This window comes from Pseudomonas sp. PB106, assembly GCF_009764645.1.
Lineage (GTDB): Bacteria > Pseudomonadota > Gammaproteobacteria > Pseudomonadales > Pseudomonadaceae > Aquipseudomonas.
In genome coordinates, this window is record NZ_RWIM01000157.1 from 1 (window position 1) to 13,788 (window position 13,788).

Below are 13,788 nucleotides of genomic sequence, written 5' to 3' on the forward strand. Positions count from 1 at the left end.
GCTGCGATCTCTTGATCTTGAAAATCCAGATCAAAAGATCGCAGCCTTCGGCAGCTCCTAAGGTTTTTCGTCTGGAGGCTGGTTTGGCGTTCGAATGTGAGCCTAATATCCATGCAGAACGTGGCGAATGATGCGCAACAGGCGTCTGACTCCTCAGATACCGAGCCACCTCTCAATACGGTTTATCCACAGGAGTTACCCTATGTCCCGTCTTCGTCTGCTCAGCGCTGCTGCCCTGCTGGCCGTGGCTGCCAACGCCAGCGCTACCAGCTTCATCGTCACCACCGATGCCGTGGTTGGCGCACTGAAATCATCGTCCGACGCCACTTCCGACGTCACTTCGTCCTTCCGTGACGACAAAATCGTTCTCGCTGCCCGTGATGACGCAGCCAGCTTCGTCGCCAGCCAGGGCGAGATCCGTGGCGTGAAACTGGAAAGCGCGCTGGACCACATCCGCCACCAAGCGCCACAGCTGCAAGCGACCGATGCACAGCTCGCTCAGGCCATCCTGACGATCTAAGCGCTTGCGCCATCTCGGGACACGCCCGACCGTGTCCCGATGCTTTGGCGCTGGCTCTGGCCCGGGCATTGCGCTAGCCTTTGGGCTCGCCAACCGTAATCGAGTCCAATGCGCTTTCTTCCAAATCTACTGATCCCTTCCGTATTGTTCACCGCCTGCTGGGCGACGTCGGTCGATGCCTTTGATGCTTTTAATGCATCGACACAAGGCACCGTCGTCAGTGGTTACGCCACCAGCATGGTGTCTTCCGCGCCTTTCGACCGTAAACTGCTGCTGGCGGCCCACGATGATGCCGCCGCATTCGTGGCCACTGAAGGGGAATGGCGGGGCGCAAGGCTGGAATCAGCGCTGCATTATCTGCGCAAAACCCGGCCAAAACTTCATGTCAGCGACCTTGAACTGGCAGAGGCAATTCTCGTCCAATAGCTATCCCTGTCCTTTCGGAGTCGTTCCATGCGTAGCCCGCTGATTGCTGCCGCCCTTGGCCTGTTTTTGTTGGCCGATGTGGCCCAGGCGCACACCCTGGTAGCCACCAGTAACATCATCGTTCGTGCCTCCCAGCGCACCATCGATTTCACCTCCGACACCACCACCTCGATTCGCGATTCGAAAATCATCCGCGAAGCGCACGATGACGCCGCCAGCTTCGTCGCCACTAACGGTGATATCCGTGGCGCGCACCTTGAAGCCGCCCTCAACACATTGCGCACGCGCGTCCCGGAAGCCCGCGACGCCAGTGATCAGGTACTCGCCGAAGCCATCCTCGCACTGTGAAGTCACTCGGCGCCTGGCTGCTGGCCGGCGCGTTGTTGCTACTTGGCAACAGCGCCCACGCCGGCCTGCAATTGCGGCTCAAGACCGACGGTCTGAGCCCCGCCCAACAACAGGCCAGCCAGGCGCTGATCGATGAGGCGATGCAAAAACTGCCGCCGAGCTTTATCGAGCGGCTGGATCGACGCATCGATGTCGGCTGGACTGACGACATGCCCGCCAATGCCTACGGCCAGGCCACGCTGGTTGCCGAACTCGATCTGAACCGCAAACTGCTCGCCGGCCTCACCGATGGCAGCGCAGCGAAAGAAAAAACCAATCGCCCCCACGGCACTGTGCGCCAGGAATTGCTCGCCACGGTGCTGCACGAAATCACCCACATTTATGACCGCGCCCGCTTGTGGCCGGACGCCGAGCGCACGCTGATCCAGCGTTGCACCCGCCGCTTCAACAGCGCCGGGCTGATCGGCATCCCCGATGAATGCCGTGGCCAGAACGGCCGTCGCTTTACCCTCAGCGATGATCCGCGCTTGCTCGACCTCGCCGGTTGGCAGCAATACGTCGGCCGTCGCGGTGAGCGTGAGCAGCACAATCGGCAGATCGCCCGCAGCCCCGACCTTTACGAAATCTCCAGCCCGAAAGAGTTCGTCGCGGTGAACATGGAGTATTTCCTCCTCGACCCGAGCTACGCCTGCCGTCGCCCCGCGCTGTATCGCTATTACCAGCAACACTTCGGCTGGGCGCCAGCGGAGAAGGATACGTGCAGCAAGACTTTCGCGTTTCTCAATGCCGGTAACGACTTCGCCAAACAACCGTTAGGGCAAGTCGATCCGGAACGGGTCTACGCCGTCGACTACCTGCTGGCCGAGGCCAACCAGAACTGGGTCAGCCGCTGGGGCCACAGCATGTTGCGTCTGGTGATCTGCGCACCGGGGCGGCCACGCGGGCCGGATTGCCGACTCGATCTCGATCAGCATTTGGTGCTGTCGTACCGCGCCTTTGTCGGTGATGTGCAGTTGTCGAGCTGGGACGGACTGGTTGGCAAATACCCGTCGCGGCTGTTCGTCCTGCCCTTGGCGCAAGTCATCGACGAATACACCAAGACCGAACTGCGCAGCCTCGCCTCCGTACCGATCAACCTGTCCCGGGACGAGATCGAAGGCGTGGTCGAACACGCCGCCGAGATGCATTGGAGCTACGACGGCAACTACTTTTTCCTCTCCAACAACTGCGCAGTGGAAGGCTTGAAACTGTTGCGCAGCGGCAGCGACAACACGCAGTTCGTGGGTCTGGACAGCATCATGCCCAACGGCTTGCTGGAAGTGATGAAGGGGCGCGGTCTGGCGGACACCAGTGTGCTCGACGATCCGAAAGAGGCGCTGCGTCTGGGTTATCGCTTCGACTCATTCCGCGATCGCTATCAGGCCATGTTTGATGTGTTGAAGAAGCAGTTGCCGATCAAACAGACCACCGTCGAGGAATGGCTGTCCCTGACTGCCGAAGAGCGCCGCGAGTGGTTCGAGCGTGCGGATCTGCGCACCAGCGCCGCGTTGTTGTTGCTGGAGCAGGCAAGTTATCGACGTCAGTTGTTGCTGGCTCAGGACGAGGTCAAGCAACGCTACCTCGGCGCGCGGGAGCTGGAGAACGGTGGTATGGACAAGGCCAACGCAACGTTGCAGGAAATTCTCGCCAACAGCGGCTTCCTCAGTCGCCCGGCGGAGTTGCTCGATAGTCGCGGTTATGGTTTGCCACAGCCGAGCGAATTCAAGCGGCTGGAGGATGAAAGCAGCCAGCGGCAGAAAAAGCTGCTGGTGCTGTCCGGTGATCTGGACGCAGAAGTGCGCAAGTTACTGGAGCCCAAGCGCGCTGCGGAGATTGCGGCGAGTGAGGAGAATGTGAAGCAGATCGGCGCGCATTTGCGCAAATTGCACAAGGCCTCTGGTGGACTTGAATTGCCTTGAAAGCAAAAGATCGCAGCCTGCGGCAGCTCCTACATGGATTTGTGGATATTCCTGTAGGCGCTGCCGCAGGCTGCGATCTTTTGACTGACTAACGATTAATACAGGACGCCATCGAGGATTTCGTAAACGATCCCGGTGCCCACTGCGATCAGCACGATATCGCCACCGGCCCGGCGCCATTCGTAGCCCGGATACACCGGCAAGCGACCCAGCGCACGACCGTCCAGACGCTCACCGTAATACCCGTGCGGCAACGGCCGGCCACGCTCCAGATGAATCCCCGGAGGCGGCGGTGCGCCGCGTACGAAGTAGCCATGATTATCACGAATGGTCTGGCGCACTGGGCCAAAGTCGCGCGGTGGCGGGCCACCACGGTGGTTGTTCTGCGGGCCGCGGTGATCATCACCATGGTTGTCGCCGCGGTTGTCGTGTTGGCCCTGCTGCGGGCCGCCGTGGTCGTGATCATCGCGCGGATCGGCGCTGGCCAGCAGCGGGGTCGCGCTGATCATCAACACACCCAGTCCGGCAATCAGACGTTTCGGCATTTTCATCGGGTCTTTCCTCACGGCACAAACAGCAAAAAGGGCTGCAGAACGGTGTTCTGAAGCCCTCGGTCTTGCTCATTTAGTCTGTGCTTTGAGGTGCTAATTCCTCTGTATCAGGAACTTTACCTTCAGCTGACGCGGGCCTTACGCACGCCTTCAGACAGTGCCGAGCACAGGCTCAACACACCGTCGATGGCTTGCGCTGGTGTGGTCGCGTTGGCGATGTGATCGATCAATGCCGAGCCCACCACAACACCGTCGGCCAAACGCGCGATGGCCGCCGCTTGCTCCGGGGTACGGATACCGAAACCGATGCTGATCGGCAGGTCGGTATGACGGCGCAGACGGGTGACCGCCTCTTCAACATGCTCCAGCGTTGCAGCGCCAGCACCGGTCACACCGGCCACCGACACGTAATAAACGAAACCGGAGCTGCCATTGAGCACTTTCGGCAGACGCGCATCGTCAGTGGTCGGGGTGGTCAGACGGATGAAGTCGAGCCCCGCAGCCTGCGCCGGATCGCACAGTTCAGCGTTGTGCTCAGGTGGCATGTCGACCACGATCAGACCGTCGACGCCCGCCTCTTTCGCGTCAGTGATGAAGCGCTCAACGCCATACATGTGGATCGGGTTGAAGTAGCCCATCAGCACCAGCGGCGTGTCGCTGTTGCCTTCGCGGAACTCGCTAACCATTTGCAGGGTTTTCACCAGGTTCTGCTTGGCGCCCAAGGCACGGATGTTCGCCAACTGGATCGCCGGGCCGTCGGCCATCGGGTCGGTGAACGGCATGCCCAGTTCAATCACGTCGGCGCCGGCACCCGGCAAACCCTTGAGGATCGCCAGCGAGGTGTCGTAGTCCGGATCACCGGCGGTGACGAAGGTCACCAGCGCGGCGCGGTTCTGTTCTTTGAGGGCGGCAAAACGCGTTTGCAGGCGGCTCATCAGTGTTTCTCCTGCTTAGACTGTTCCATGTGATGCATGACGGTCTGCATGTCTTTGTCGCCACGGCCCGACAGGTTGACCACCATCAGGTGATCCTTCGGCAGTTTCGGTGCGCGTTTGAACACTTCAGCCAGAGCGTGGGCGCTTTCCAGTGCAGGAATGATCCCTTCCAGGCGGCAGCATTTGTGGAACGCATCCAGTGCTTCGTCGTCAGTCACCGAGGTGTACTGAACGCGACCGATGTCATGCAACCATGCGTGTTCTGGGCCGATGCCTGGGTAGTCGAGGCCAGCGGAAATCGAGTGGGCGTCGATGATCTGGCCGTCGTCGTCCTGCAAAAGGAAAGTACGGTTGCCGTGCAACACGCCCGGAACGCCGCCGTTCAGGCTCGCCGCGTGCTTGCCGGTTTCGATGCCGTAACCCGCGGCTTCAACGCCGATGATCTCGACGCTCTTGTCGTCGAGGAACGGGTGGAACAGGCCCATTGCGTTGGAACCGCCACCGATGCACGCCACCAAGCTGTCCGGCAGACGACCTTCCTGCGCTTGCAACTGGTCGCGGGTTTCCTTGCCGATGACGGCCTGGAAGTCGCGAACCATTGCCGGGTACGGGTGCGGGCCGGCCACGGTGCCGATCAGGTAGAAGGTGCTGTCAACGTTGGTGACCCAATCACGCAGGGCTTCGTTCATTGCGTCTTTCAGGGTGCCGGTGCCGGCAACCACCGGAATCACTTCAGCGCCCAGCAGTTTCATGCGGAACACGTTGGCCTGCTGGCGTTCGATGTCAGTGGTGCCCATGTAGATCACGCAATCCAGACCGAACCGCGCAGCGACGGTGGCCGTGGCCACGCCGTGCATGCCGGCGCCGGTCTCGGCGATGATGCGTTTCTTGCCCATGCGCCGCGCCAACAGGATCTGGCCGATGCAGTTGTTGATCTTGTGCGCGCCGGTGTGGTTCAGCTCTTCACGCTTCAGATAAATCTTCGCGCCGCCGCAGAACTCAGTCAGGCGTTCAGCGAAATACAGCGGGCTCGGACGTCCGACGTAATCACGCTGGAAGTAGGCCAATTCTTCTTTGAATGCAGGATCTTCCTTGGCCGCTTCGTATTCGCGGGCCAGATCGAGGATCAACGGCATCAGGGTTTCCGCCACGTAGCGGCCACCGAACGAGCCAAACAGGCCGTTATCGTCCGGGCCGTTACGCAGATTGGAAGTGTTCGAAGTCTGGGTCATGAGTCGCTCCAGGTGAATTCGGGTCAAGAGACAATGACGACCACTCTACCCCTGACCTTCTAAGCTGAAAACCGATAAGATCGCCACAACCTGTCAGGAAAACTCACAGATACCATGAGCCACGACCTTCCCCCGCTGAACGCCTTGCGCGCGTTCGAAGCGACCGCCCGGCTGAACAGCGTCAGTCAGGCCGCCGAGCAACTGCACGTTACCCACGGCGCAGTCAGCCGTCAGCTCAAGGTGCTGGAAGAACACTTGGGCGTCAGTCTGTTCGTCAAGGACGGGCGCGGCCTGAAACTCACAGATGCGGGTATGCGTTTACGCGATGCCAGCGGTGAGGCGTTTGATCGGTTGCGCAGTGTTTGTGCTGAACTCACGCAGAACACCGCCGATGCACCGTTCGTACTGGGTTGCTCTGGAAGCTTGCTCGCACGCTGGTTTATTCCGCGTCTGGGGCGCTTGAATGCCGATCTGCCCGACCTGCGTCTGCATCTGTCGGCAGGTGAAGGCGATCTCGATCCTCGGCGTCCGGGTCTGGATGCTCTGCTGCTGTTCGCCGAGCCGCCATGGCCGGCAGACATGCAGGTTTACGAATTGGCCGCAGAACGCATCGGGCCGGTCATGAGCCCGCTGTTCAGCGGTTATCAACGTCTACAACCAGCGCCAGCCTCTGCACTGCTTGATGAACCGCTGCTGCACACCACCTCGCGCCCACAAGCCTGGCCGAGCTGGGCACAGCAAAGCGACCTCGACGCGAAGGCGCTGAAGCTCGGGCAAGGTTTTGAGCATTTGTATTATTTGCTGGAAGCAGCAGTCGCCGGTCTCGGCGTAGCGATCGCGCCGGAGCCGTTGGTGACGGAAGATTTGAAAGCGGGTCGCCTGGTTGCGCCGTGGGGCTTCTGTGAAACCCCGGCGCAACTGGCGTTGTGGCTACCCAAGCGCGCCGCAGACGGGCGCGCTCGGCAACTGGCGCAATGGCTCAAGAATGAGCTGCACCAGAGCGATCATTCGCCGCGCTTGAACAGCAAGTAAGCGGCCAGCAAACCGATCGCACCAACCGCTACACCGGCGGTTGTCCACGGATGTTCCTGGGCGTAATCACGAGTGGCAATGCCGGTCTCGCGGGTTTTCACTTTGACTTCTTCATAGGCATCGCTAAGCAGGTGACGCGAATGCTTCAGCGCACTTTCGGCATTGCTTTTCAGCGCCTTGAGGGTCTTGCGCGACTCGTCCGAAGCGTCGTCCTTCAGGCTTTCCAACGACTTGAGCAGACTCTCGATCTCGGCTTCCATGCTTTGCAACGAGGCTTTACGTAAAGAGGTGTTGGCCATGGTGGCTCTCCTGCATTGGTGATGAGTGGCGTGTGTTGGTTGGGACTTCAGTGGTTTGAGAAAGTGCAGAAAATCTGAACTTCGCCTGCTCGGCGCCGCCGAAATCAACAGTGCAGATTCACTGCTAGTCTCAATTCCACACGCCAAGGAGTTCGTTATGAGTGACCATCACACGTACAAGAAAGTCGAGTTGGTCGGTTCGTCCACCACCACCATCGAAGACGCCATCAACAACGCGTTGGCTGAAGCCAACAAGACCATTCGCAACCTGGAATGGTTTGAAGTCACCGAAACCCGTGGTCATATCGAAAACGGTAAGGTTGCGCACTTTCAGGTGACGTTGAAAGTCGGCTTCAAGATTGCCAGCAGCTGAGTTTGGTCTAGTCTTCTGAACTTGCGCGCTGGCCGAGTGCCATAGGAATGGCAAAGCGCTACAGGGTGAGTGCATCGAGTGGATGACTCGATGCCCGCCTCTTTCAATCCGACCAGGGAGTGCGACCGATGAAGAAGTTCATGTTGGCAGTAGGTTTGTTGAGCCTTGCGGGTGGTGCGATTGCTGCCGGCAAGCCTTGCGAAGAGCTGAAAAGCGAGATCGCAGCGAAGCTGGATGCCAAGGGCGTTTCCGGGTATTCGCTGGAGATTGTCGACAAGGGCGCCAATGGCGGCGAAGTTGTCGGCACCTGTGAAGGTGGCACCAAGGAAATCGTCTACAAGCGCGGTTGATTGCGCCTGAAATACAAAAGCCGACGTGAATGCGTCGGCTTTTTTGTTTCCCGTGTAGGAGCTGCGGCACGCTGCGATCTTTTGATCCTGATTTTTCAAACCGAAGATCAAAAGATCGCAGCGTGCCGCAGCTCCTACAGGGGTGCGCGTTATCCCTTCATGACCTGTGCCAGCAGCTCGTAGGAATGCACGCGGTCGGCGTGTTCGTAGAGATCACTGGTGAAAATCAGCTCATCCGCCTGAGTCTGTTCAACCAACACTTCCAGCTTCGCGCGGATCTTCTGTGGGCTGCCAACCATCGCCAGACCGAGGAAATCACCCACCGCCTCGCGCTCATGCGGCAGCCACAAACCGTCCATGGTTTTCACCGGCGGACGCTGCACCAGACTTTGCCCGCGCATCAACGCCAAAATGCGCTGGTACACCGACGTCGCCAGATAATCCGCCTGCTCATCGGTATCCGCCGCCACCAGCGGCACGCCGAGCATCACGTACGGCTTGTCGAGCACCGCCGACGGCTTGAAGTGATTGCGATAGACCCGAATCGCCTCGTGCATGAAGCGCGGCGCGAAATGCGAGGCGAAGGCGTAGGGCAAACCACGCTCGCCGGCCAACTGCGCACTGAACAGACTGGAGCCGAGCAGCCAGATCGGCACATTGGTGCCGGTGCCCGGCATCGCGATTACCCGTTGATCCGGGGTACGCGGGCCGAGGAAGCGCACCAGTTCGGCAACGTCCTCGGGGAAATCATCGGCGCTGCCGGAGCGTTCGCGGCGCAGCGCACGTGCGGTCATTTGATCAGAACCGGGCGCACGGCCAAGACCGAGATCGATCCGTCCCGGGTACAGACTTTCAAGGGTGCCGAACTGCTCGGCGATCACCAGCGGCGCATGGTTGGGCAACATCACGCCACCGGAGCCGACACGGATGGTCGACGTGCCGCCTGCCAGATAACCCAGCAAAACCGAAGTCGCGGAACTGGCGATGCCGTCCATGTTGTGGTGCTCAGCGACCCAGAACCGCGTGTAGCCGAATTTCTCGACGTGCTGCGCCAGGTCCAGCGAATTACGCAGTGACTGCGCCGGGCTGCCGTTCTCGCGCACTGGCACCAAATCGAGAGTGGAAAATTTTACGTCGGACAGTTGCTTCATAAACCTGCGTCTCCGAGTCGGGAGGCAGGTTATTGATACGAACGAAAACCTGCCGAATTCATAAGCGTGTTTTATGCAATGAGGGCATATACCCGAGTTTCAATAGCCGAGTCGAAATTTCCTACTAAAAAAGTCAACGATTCAACCGGGCTGAACTTTGTTCCGCCGTCTATCCTCAGAAGCCTTGCAAGCAACAAACCACGACGACGCGGCGTTTCCGCGCCAGAGACGAGGAGGAAGACATGGCTATCGTGAAGAAAGCATCGGCACATTGGGCAGGTGATCTGAAAACCGGTATCGGCTCGATTTCCACCGAAACCGGCGTCCTCAGAGAAGCCCCATACGGTTTCAAGGCGCGCTTCGAAGGCGGCAAGGGCACCAACCCGGAAGAACTGATCGGCGCGGCGCATGCCGGTTGTTTCTCCATGGCGTTCTCGATGATTCTCGGCGATGCGGGCCTCAAGGCCGACAGCATCGATACCAACGCGGAAGTGACCCTCGATCAGGTTGAAGGCGGTTTCGCGATCACCGCGGTGAAGCTGATTCTCAAAGCAAAAATTCCCGGGGCGACGCAGGAGCAGTTCGAAGAACTGAGCAACAAGGCCAAGGAAGGGTGCCCGGTTTCGAAAGTGCTGAATGCGAAGATCACCCTTGAGGCTTCACTGGTCAGCTGATTCGACCCGTTCAAGTAACAGCAACATAAATCCTGTGGGAGCTGGCTTGCCAGCGATAGCGGTGTGTCTGGCAACATCTATAGTTGCTGTGCCGACGTCATCGCTGGCAAGCCAGACTCCCACAAGGCTTTCGTCGCACGCAAATTTTCGTACGCACAGTCGCACAAGTTGTGAGCGAAGTCAGAACCCTCGCTGTAAAAGTATGGTCGAATCAACGACAGCAGCTTCAGCGCACGCCCGTGCGCGCTGCCTCAGGGAGCTTCACTCATGAAACGTATCGGCTTGGCGATCCTCTGCAGTGCACTGGCCACCTCGGTAATTGCGGCACCCAAAGACTGCGAAGAACTCAAGAAAGAGATCGAAGTCAAGATCCAGGCTAAAGGAGTGCCGTCTTACACATTGGAAATCGTCAGCAAGGAAGAAGCCGCAAAACATGACATCGCCATGGTGGTCGGTTCATGTGAAAACGGCACCAAAGCGATCATCTATCAGAAGAACGATAGCTGAGACACTTCAGTTGATGCAGTTGTATTGGCGATCTTCAGCGACGATCTCGCGTCTGGCGTTATATAGCCGGGCACTCGGGGTGAACGCCAGCGAACGCCCCTCCAGCAGGTATCGTTGCCCGGCCTCGAAATGGTCGTAGCGAATGTACAGGTAGCACAGGCGCTCAACCGGCCCGGTCATCAAGGCGCCGCCACCACCGAACACTTCGAAGTCGAAGCGCACGCGCAATTCATGGCTGCCGGGGGTGACCTGAAAATAGCGGCCGTCATTCAAACGCTGGTTGTCCAGACGTTCGGCCATCAGCAACTTGCCGCCCGGCGTCGGCGTTGAAAAGTCGACCCAGGCCATTTGCGGGTCGACCGGCGGCAGCGGCGTCTGACAACCGGCCAAAAGACTGGCAACGAGCAATAACAGCAACGTGCGCATGATGAATATCCACAGGTCTGGATATTCAGCATAGCGCCGATCAAGTGCTCTGGCAGCCCGCCGGCGTACCTTGGCCGACGACTTTGCGCTGCTCGTCATAGAGTTTGGCCCATGGCCGGAAACCAATACTGCCGGCCTGCAACTGATAACGCTGGCCTGCGTTGAAATCCTTGAATTTCACACTCAACTGGCAATCGCGCCACAGCGGCTCAGCGTCGGGGCCGATGTTGGTCGCTTCGACCGGAAATTGATAACGCACCTTCAACTCATGGCTGCCGGGTTGCACTTCGAAGTAGCGTTTATCGACCGCAGCGGTGGTATCGACTTGCAGCGCTTGCAGCGCCGTGTCCTGTTGTCGGGCATCGAGGTCGATCCAGGCTTGAGAAGGGTCGGGATCGGGCATGCCGAAATTGGCACAACCGGCCAGCGTCAGCAGGCCCCCTGTCAGCATAAACATGCGCATAGCGGTGCTCCTTTAGGCGGGATAGTCTTGCCAGCAGACTCTCCGGGGGATTTCTTATTTTGATCAGGCCGTTTCCAAGCCTTGGGTTACTTGATCGCGTTTTTCGGGTTTTGTTTCCGGGTGTGTTGTTTTTGTTGCTCAACGGTTGCGCCAGCGTCAGCTATTACAGCCAGTTGGCCAGCGGCCAGCTGCAGTTGCTGCGCGCGCGGGAGCCGGTGGAAAAAGTCATCGCCGACCCGAGCCGCGATGCGAAATTGCGCACGCACCTGGCCCAGTCACAAAAGGCCCGGGCGTTCGCCAGCGAACATCTGCGCCTGCCGGATAACCAGAGCTATCGCCTGTATGCCGACATTGGCCGGCCATTTGTGGTGTGGAACGTGTTCGCCACTCAGGAGTTTTCCCTGACGCCGCAGAATCATTGCTTTCCGATTGCCGGCTGCGTGGCCTATCGCGGTTACTACAGCCAGAGTGCGGCGCGCGGTGAAGCAGCGATCCAGCGCTTGCAGGGCATGGACGTGTCGATTGGCGGCGTCGAGGCCTATTCGACGCTCGGCTGGTTCAACGACCCGATCCTCAATTCAATGATGGGCTGGGGCGATGAGCGCCTGGCCACGCTGATCTTTCATGAGCTGGCCCATCAACGTTTCTATGTGAAGGACGACACCGAGTTCAACGAGTCCTTCGCCACGTTTGTCGAACAGGAAGGTACGCGGCAGTGGCGGGCGTTTCGCGGGTTGCCAGCGGACACTCACTCACGGTTGAAGCAGCGCGATCAGTTCATCGAGTTGGTGCTGGATGTGCGGTCACGGTTGGAAAAGTTGTACGCACAGCCGCTGTCGACCGAACAGATGCGCGAACGCAAAGCAGCGGAGTTCGAGCAGTTTCGCCGTGACTACAGGCTGATGAGGGACAGCCAGTGGGCCGGGGATAAGCGTTATGACGCTTGGGTGAATGCGCCGCTGAACAATGCGCGGCTGTTGCCGTTTGGGCTGTATGACCAGTGGGTGCCGGCGTTTTCGGCGTTGTTCAAACAGGTCGGGGGGGATTGGGTGAGATTTTATGCAGAGGTTGAGCGGTTGGGGGGCCTGCCTGTCGCAGAACGCAAAGCGGCGCTGAAAGCGTTGGCCGCCGCTTGAGACATCAGTGACTGAATTGGCCTCATCGCTGGCAAGCCAGCTCCCACAGGGACAGCGGTGAACCTGAGTACATCGCTCACCTGTTGGAGCTGGCTTGCCAGCGATGGCGTACTTGTCAGCGCTGCAAAAACGCCTGATGCAACTCATCCAGCGTTTCAAAGTGATAAGCCGGCGACTCGGCATTCAACTCTTCAAAACTGCCAAACCCATAACCCACCGCCGCTGCATCCAGCCCATTGCTGCGCGCGCCGATCAGGTCGTGCTTACGGTCGCCGATCATCAGCGTATTCGCAGGATCCAGCCCTTCTTCCTTGATCAGATGCGCAATCAGCTCAACCTTGTTGGTCCGCGTGCCGTCCAGTTCGCTGCCATAAATCACCTTGAAATGCCGGGCGAAATCAAAATGCCGGGCAATCTCGCGGGCGAATTCCCACGGCTTCGATGTCGCGATGTACAGCTGCCGACCTTGCCCGCTCAGGGTTTCCAGCAACGGCGTAACACCCTCAAACACGCGATTTTCATACAGACCGGTGACCTTGAAGCGCTCGCGATAGAAATTCACCGCCTGCCACGCCTTGGCCTCGTCAAACTCGTAAAACTGCATGAACGCCTGCAACAGCGGCGGGCCGATGAAGTGTTCGAGCTTGGTCAGGTCCGGCTCATCGATGCCGAGCTTAGCCAAGGCAAACTGGATGGAACGGGTGATGCCCTCACGCGGGTCGGTCAGGGTGCCATCGAGGTCGAACAGTACGGTTTGGTAATGCATGAGTATTCCTGAGCAGTCGCAAATTCGATTCAGAGTGTGTCGTAGCCTTCGGCCAGATGCAGGTCCTTGAGCTTCACGTAATTCGCCGCGCTGTAGGTGAAAAAGGCATTTTCCTTGTCCGTCAGCGGACGGATCTGTTTCACCGGGCTACCCACGTACAGGAAGCCGCTTTGCAGACGCTTGCCCGGCGGCACCAGGCTGCCGGCGCCGATGATCACGTCGTCTTCAACCACCGCGCCGTCCATGACAATGCTGCCCATGCCGATCAACACGCGGCTGCCAACGGTGCAGCCGTGGAGCATGACTTTGTGGGCGATGGTCACGTCATCGCCGATCAGCAGCGGGAAGCCGTCGGGGTTGAACGGGCCGGCGTGGGTGATGTGCAACACGCAGCCGTCCTGCACGCTGGTGCGCGCACCGATGCGGATGCGGTGCATGTCGCCACGGATCACGGTCAGCGGCCAGACGGAGCTGTCTGCGCCGATTTCGACGTCGCCGATCACCACCGCCGAGCTGTCGACAAATGCGCCTTTGCTCAGGCTGGGGGTGTGATTCTGGTACTTGCGAAGGGACACGATAAATTCTCTCTCTGTCGCCGATAGCTGCGGTGAGTGCCGATTGTAATTAAGATGGGGCAATGT

Annotated in this window: 19 protein-coding genes; 10 read left to right on the plus strand and 9 right to left on the minus strand. The window is 59.2% G+C overall.

The features are described from left to right. The first annotated feature begins 202 nt into the window (after nt 1-202). The 4 genes from EJA71_RS20270 (at nt 203) to EJA71_RS20285 (ending at nt 3,252) form a co-directional block, all read left to right on the plus strand. The gene (locus EJA71_RS20270) at nt 203-520 is read left to right on the plus strand and encodes a DUF2388 domain-containing protein (RefSeq protein WP_064389772.1); all 318 of its coding nucleotides are present in this window, start codon (nt 203-205) and stop codon (nt 518-520) included. A gap of 108 nt (nt 521-628) precedes the next feature. Continuing rightward, nucleotides 629-946, plus strand: coding sequence for a DUF2388 domain-containing protein (locus tag EJA71_RS20275; protein ID WP_158959363.1), 318 nt, complete (start codon nt 629-631; stop codon nt 944-946). Between the two features lie 27 nt (nt 947-973). Beyond that, a complete protein-coding gene (locus EJA71_RS20280; protein ID WP_007911662.1) occupies nt 974-1,294 on the plus strand; it encodes a DUF2388 domain-containing protein in 321 nt (106 codons plus the stop codon). Beyond that, nucleotides 1,291-3,252, plus strand: coding sequence for a DUF4105 domain-containing protein (locus tag EJA71_RS20285; protein ID WP_158959364.1), 1,962 nt, complete (start codon nt 1,291-1,293; stop codon nt 3,250-3,252). Before EJA71_RS20280 ends, EJA71_RS20285 begins: the two co-directional genes overlap by 4 nt. 95 nt (nt 3,253-3,347) lie before the next feature. On the opposite strand, the gene EJA71_RS20290 is transcribed toward EJA71_RS20285, so the two are convergent. The 3 genes from EJA71_RS20290 to trpB all read right to left on the minus strand — a co-directional run bounded on the left by EJA71_RS20290 (nt 3,348) and on the right by trpB (nt 5,970). Beyond that, nucleotides 3,348-3,803 (minus strand): anti-virulence regulator CigR family protein, encoded by a 456-nt coding sequence (locus EJA71_RS20290; protein WP_122593216.1) that lies wholly within the window; start codon nt 3,801-3,803, stop codon nt 3,348-3,350. Nucleotides 3,804-3,925: 122 nt separating this feature from the next. Continuing rightward, the gene (gene trpA, locus EJA71_RS20295) at nt 3,926-4,738 is read right to left on the minus strand and encodes a tryptophan synthase subunit alpha (protein ID WP_158959365.1); all 813 of its coding nucleotides are present in this window, start codon (nt 4,736-4,738) and stop codon (nt 3,926-3,928) included. Next, nucleotides 4,738-5,970 carry a tryptophan synthase subunit beta gene (gene trpB, locus EJA71_RS20300; RefSeq protein WP_105704795.1) on the minus strand — a complete coding sequence of 411 codons (1,233 nt, stop codon included), beginning with the start codon at nt 5,968-5,970 and terminating at the stop codon, nt 4,738-4,740. Before trpB ends, trpA begins: the two co-directional genes overlap by 1 nt. A 114-nt stretch (nt 5,971-6,084) precedes the next feature. On the opposite strand from trpB, the gene EJA71_RS20305 reads away from it, so the two are divergent. Continuing rightward, a complete protein-coding gene (locus EJA71_RS20305; protein ID WP_158959366.1) occupies nt 6,085-7,002 on the plus strand; it encodes a LysR family transcriptional regulator in 918 nt (305 codons plus the stop codon). Here the strand turns inward: EJA71_RS20305 and EJA71_RS20310 are convergent. Continuing rightward, the gene (locus EJA71_RS20310) at nt 6,975-7,301 is read right to left on the minus strand and encodes a YqjD family protein (protein ID WP_007911686.1); all 327 of its coding nucleotides are present in this window, start codon (nt 7,299-7,301) and stop codon (nt 6,975-6,977) included. The two genes, EJA71_RS20305 and EJA71_RS20310, sit on opposite strands and share 28 nt — an antisense overlap. 157 nt (nt 7,302-7,458) lie before the next feature. On the opposite strand from EJA71_RS20310, the gene EJA71_RS20315 reads away from it, so the two are divergent. Together EJA71_RS20315 and EJA71_RS20320 are read left to right on the plus strand one after the other, a co-directional pair. Further along, entirely contained in the window at nt 7,459-7,674 is a 216-nt protein-coding gene (locus EJA71_RS20315) for a dodecin (protein WP_122593208.1), read from the plus strand. A gap of 128 nt (nt 7,675-7,802) precedes the next feature. Further along, nucleotides 7,803-8,024 carry a DUF1161 domain-containing protein gene (locus EJA71_RS20320; protein WP_158959367.1) on the plus strand — a complete coding sequence of 74 codons (222 nt, stop codon included), beginning with the start codon at nt 7,803-7,805 and terminating at the stop codon, nt 8,022-8,024. 149 nt (nt 8,025-8,173) lie between these two features. Here the strand turns inward: EJA71_RS20320 and EJA71_RS20325 are convergent, their stop codons facing one another. Beyond that, nucleotides 8,174-9,175 carry an LLM class flavin-dependent oxidoreductase gene (locus EJA71_RS20325; protein ID WP_158959368.1) on the minus strand — a complete coding sequence of 334 codons (1,002 nt, stop codon included), beginning with the start codon at nt 9,173-9,175 and terminating at the stop codon, nt 8,174-8,176. Nucleotides 9,176-9,417: 242 nt separating this feature from the next. Here EJA71_RS20325 and EJA71_RS20330 point away from each other — a divergent pair, with 242 nt between their 5' ends. Further along, the gene (locus tag EJA71_RS20330; RefSeq protein WP_158959369.1) at nt 9,418-9,849 is read left to right on the plus strand and encodes an OsmC family protein; all 432 of its coding nucleotides are present in this window, start codon (nt 9,418-9,420) and stop codon (nt 9,847-9,849) included. A 267-nt stretch (nt 9,850-10,116) separates the two neighbouring features. Continuing rightward, nucleotides 10,117-10,356, plus strand: a complete 240-nt coding sequence (locus tag EJA71_RS20335) for a DUF1161 domain-containing protein (RefSeq protein WP_158959370.1) — start codon at nt 10,117-10,119, stop codon at nt 10,354-10,356. 6 nt (nt 10,357-10,362) lie between these two features. Here EJA71_RS20335 and EJA71_RS20340 read toward each other — a convergent pair whose 3' ends face one another. Beyond that, entirely contained in the window at nt 10,363-10,782 is a 420-nt protein-coding gene (locus EJA71_RS20340; protein WP_158959371.1) for a hypothetical protein, read from the minus strand. A 40-nt stretch (nt 10,783-10,822) separates the two neighbouring features. After that, nucleotides 10,823-11,245, minus strand: coding sequence for a hypothetical protein (locus EJA71_RS20345; protein ID WP_158959372.1), 423 nt, complete (start codon nt 11,243-11,245; stop codon nt 10,823-10,825). A gap of 59 nt (nt 11,246-11,304) precedes the next feature. On the opposite strand from EJA71_RS20345, the gene EJA71_RS20350 reads away from it, so the two are divergent. After that, nucleotides 11,305-12,381: an aminopeptidase gene (locus EJA71_RS20350; protein ID WP_158959373.1), complete on the plus strand. Its 1,077-nt coding sequence runs from the start codon at nt 11,305-11,307 to the stop codon at nt 12,379-12,381. Nucleotides 12,382-12,496: 115 nt separating this feature from the next. Here the strand turns inward: EJA71_RS20350 and EJA71_RS20355 are convergent, their stop codons facing one another. Next, nucleotides 12,497-13,147: an HAD family hydrolase gene (locus tag EJA71_RS20355; protein WP_158959374.1), complete on the minus strand. Its 651-nt coding sequence runs from the start codon at nt 13,145-13,147 to the stop codon at nt 12,497-12,499. 29 nt (nt 13,148-13,176) lie between these two features. Continuing rightward, on the minus strand, nt 13,177-13,722 hold the full coding sequence (locus EJA71_RS20360) for a gamma carbonic anhydrase family protein (RefSeq protein ID WP_158959375.1): 546 nt from the start codon (nt 13,720-13,722) through the stop codon (nt 13,177-13,179). Nucleotides 13,723-13,788 lie beyond the last annotated feature (66 nt).